Raw genomic sequence first — 3,573 nt, forward strand, 5'->3', positions numbered from 1 at the left:
CACGTATTGGATCCGATCACCACGCCGCTGCGTATTTATTCCGCGGGTATTCTGGAGTGTTTGCTGGACAGATATAAGCCGGCGCATCAGGAATTTCGCTATGTCTACGAACAGCCGGAGGAAAAATAATGTATTTTCTCGATAATAATAGCGGCACGCCGACCATGCCGGCGCTGAAAACAGCCCAGAGCACCACACCGCTGTGGTTTACCGAAGGTGACGGCAGCAAGGGGATCAGCTGGCCGGGTCAGGACTGGTTTAATATCGTGCAGGCGGAATTATTGGCTATTCTGGCTGCGGCGGGGATCAAGCCGGAGAAAGGCAAACTCAATCAGCTTGCTCTGTCGATAAAGACCACCATTGGCACCGAAGCCTTGCTGCAAAAAAATTACCTCAGTGAAATTGCCAAAGCCGGCAAGGAGGCGCAACAAAAAGCGCGCGACAATCTGGGACTGGGCAAACTCGCTACCAAGGACAGCCTCGGCCCCGGCGACGTGAATGCTTACAGTAAGCAAGAGTCCGATAAGCGCTTTGTGAAACAGGCCGGCGACACCATGACCGGGCCGTTAACATTGCCGCGTTTGGTTTACACAGGCGAGGTTCCCACTGACGGCAATAATGACCTCAAGCGGCCGGATGGTTTTGTGCTGGAGACGCTGGGCGATCAGTCGAAAAACTACCCGTTGACTCAGGGTAAACTCGGCAACCTGATGACCTTTAAGGTCAACAAATACCGCCACGTGCAATTTGCGATTGGGTCGGGCAATACGGAGTTCTGGCTGCGTTCGCTACGGGAGGATTCGCCGGACACATTGAAGAACTGGGCGCGGGTATACACCACGCAGTACAAGCCTACGGCGGCCGATACTCAGGCGGCGGATATGCGGAACAACTTTGCGGCGCGGATGGGCATCAATCGCACGATAACCGGTAAAAGCGGCCCCTCGTCGCCGGGCGTATGGAGCGTTGAGAACAGCGAATTCACCCCCGAAAAATGGGGGACGCTTCTGTATACCACCAATGGTGCCGATTTAGGCGCTGGCGTAGGTAATGGCAAATTCAACCATTACTTATTCCTGAGCCATAGCCGCAAGCTGTATGTGGCGACCAACGTCAACGGCGGCTGGAGCGGCTGGCAAGAACAGTTAGACACCCGCGGCGGCAGGGTCACCGGTGAACTTACGGCTAAATACTTTTCAACGCCGGGAGGCGTCGCCCCCGAAGGTAGCGGTGCTTATGCTGCGCAACTCGATTCGAGAGCACCCTTCTATCAGGGGATCTTTGATTGGGATGTCGCCGAGGGTGGCCGCTATGTGCCGCTGGTCAAGGGGCGCAGCAACCGCAAGGGACAAGGCTATCCGACAGCGGTGAGCTTTGGATATCTGTTGGATGGAAAAGGCAGCTTTGCTAAGCCTTGTATTCATGTCAGGGGTGATAACAACGCTGAAGCACTCTGGCTGTTTGACCCCAACAACAAGCAGCTCTCTGCCCCCGGTAATTATGCCGCCGGTGATGCTCTCTTTCAGACGGATGGGAATGTACGCGGCTCAGTCTGGGGCGGCTATCTCAGCAACTGGCTCAATAATCAGTTCACTGCTCGCGATAACAATATCAATGGCCGTGTTGATTGGGGTACGTTCAACCGTGAGGTAGGCGCCAGAGCGACGACCGATTACGTTAATAATCGCACGCACTGGTGGACGGATGGCGAGCGCGGGTGGTGGAAAGACGAAAACACCGGCTTTATCTACCAGTGGACGGTTGGCCCCTGGAGAAAAGAAGATGAGCAAATTGATACCGTGGGCTTCCCTATGCGCTTCCCGAATCAGTGCTGCACGGTGAACGTAGGTGCTCAATCACAGGGCGGTGGTAATAGGAACGATGCCACGGCCGTTGTTTACGGCTGGAACAACGAGAATTGCCAGGTTCAGATGAACGCGCCTGGTTCGAGCGCCTGGTGGAACCCGATGCGCACCATTATTTTTGCTATTGGGAGGTAAAGAGTGGCAGACATCAACAAACCAGAGGACGCACTTAGTGAGAGAGCTGCGCCAGTTTCATTGATACAGCGTCCCGAGGATATGGGGCCGACATTAGAAAGCCCGGAAGCGAATTTTTACTTCTCACCTTCCGAACTCGTTTTTGTCGCGGGCATCCTGAAAAAGGACTACGTCAAAGCGGGCTCTTGGCCGAAGGATGCGAGGCCGGTGAGCGATGACGTCTATGCGGCATTCATTGCCATTCCACCAGACGGTAAAATACGAGGGGCCGATGATAGCGGCATGCCTTGCTGGATTGACGAACCACCGCCGACACGTGAGCAGCTCAGGTTCACGGCGGAGAGTAAAAAGAACCGGCTCATGAATGACGCTGAACGCGCGCTGGCCCCATTGGAGCGAGCGGTTCGTCTCAATATGGCGACTGATGAAGAAAAAACGCTGCTGACCGCATGGGAAACCTACTCGGTGCAGCTCAACCGCGTACAGGCGGAAGATGCGCCAGACATTATCTGGCCGGAGAAACCACAATGAGCCAAACCGTAAAAATCGGCGGCATCTACCGCGATGCCAACGGCCAGCCTGAGGTGAATGCCGAACTGACATTGACGCTCCAGTTCTCTACGCCCTATGCCACCGTTGGGGCGACCGTTTCGATAAAAACTGACGGCAAAGGTAGTTACAGCGTTGAACTCCATCCCGGCCTTTACCGTACCTGGATTAAACGCAAGGACGGCACGACAGCACCTGTTGGCATGGCGTTAATCTTTCCCTCCGCCTTGTCGGGCGAGTTACCCGATTATCTGTTAACCGGTGTCGGCGGTGGTGATGGACAGGGAGATATCAAGCAGATTCAGGCGCAGTTAGAAAAGTTTGCAAAGCTAGTTATTGACGCCGCCGAACAGGCGACAGAAGCCAGCAAGAAAGCTGCCGTAGATTTACCGGCCGATACTGACCTGAATACGGTGAAAAAGCCAGGCCGTTACCGCCTTATCGGTAGTGATAAATCGATGCGCCTAAATTACCCAATACCGGTAATGGCTGATTCAGAGGTTTTTCTGGATGTTACCGTGACGAAGGGTTACGGCAGTTCTGCGGTGGTCACCCAGACATTCACCGGCTCACAGCTCGGTAACAGTCCCGGCCCCTATGTGCGCAACAATGCCAACGGTGACGTCTTTGGCGTCTGGGCGGTGAACGTGACGGAGAGTTATGTATCCGGCAGGACGCTGGCCTTGCTCAATATCTCGCAGGCGGACTTCAATGTTGCCGCTGTTGTACAGAATAGCGTTCACAGTTATCAGGCCCCCGATGGAACGGCCAGTAAGCCCAACAAGAAAACGGCGCCCTCTGCAAATGGTGGCGTCAAATTGACCCTGCGTTGGCAATACAGCCAATCGCGCCAGGGCACGTTTGGGGGCGCAGTGATTGCGGTTGACGAACAAGGAAATGCCTTTTTACAAACCGACTATAACGTGCCGTCGAATAACGATGGCTCAATACCGGAGTCGTCCATTAACTGGCAGGAATTTATCACCTCGCCAGTGAAGGAACGTAAAGCTATACCTAACGCGAC

3 protein-coding genes and 1 pseudogene are annotated in these 3,573 nt (G+C 54.5%); all 4 read left to right on the forward strand.

Annotated elements, in window-relative coordinates:
* Positions 1-128: 128 nt before the first annotated feature.
* Positions 129-521, forward strand: a pseudogene (locus tag AC4PR2_RS28020) (hypothetical protein); the annotation flags it as partial.
* Between the two features lie 384 nt (positions 522-905).
* Positions 906-2,000 (forward strand): gp53-like domain-containing protein, encoded by a 1,095-nt coding sequence (locus AC4PR2_RS28025; protein ID WP_492175931.1) that lies wholly within the window; start codon positions 906-908, stop codon positions 1,998-2,000.
* Between the two features lie 3 nt (positions 2,001-2,003).
* Positions 2,004-2,531, forward strand: a complete 528-nt coding sequence (locus AC4PR2_RS28030; RefSeq protein WP_492175929.1) for a tail fiber assembly protein — start codon at positions 2,004-2,006, stop codon at positions 2,529-2,531.
* Positions 2,528-3,573, forward strand: a 1,046-nt coding sequence (locus AC4PR2_RS28035) for a prophage tail fiber N-terminal domain-containing protein (protein WP_492175930.1), incomplete at its 3' end; no start/stop codon positions are given. The genes AC4PR2_RS28030 and AC4PR2_RS28035, both read left to right, overlap by 4 nt.

It is taken from the genome of Serratia sp. A07 (genome assembly GCF_058725505.1).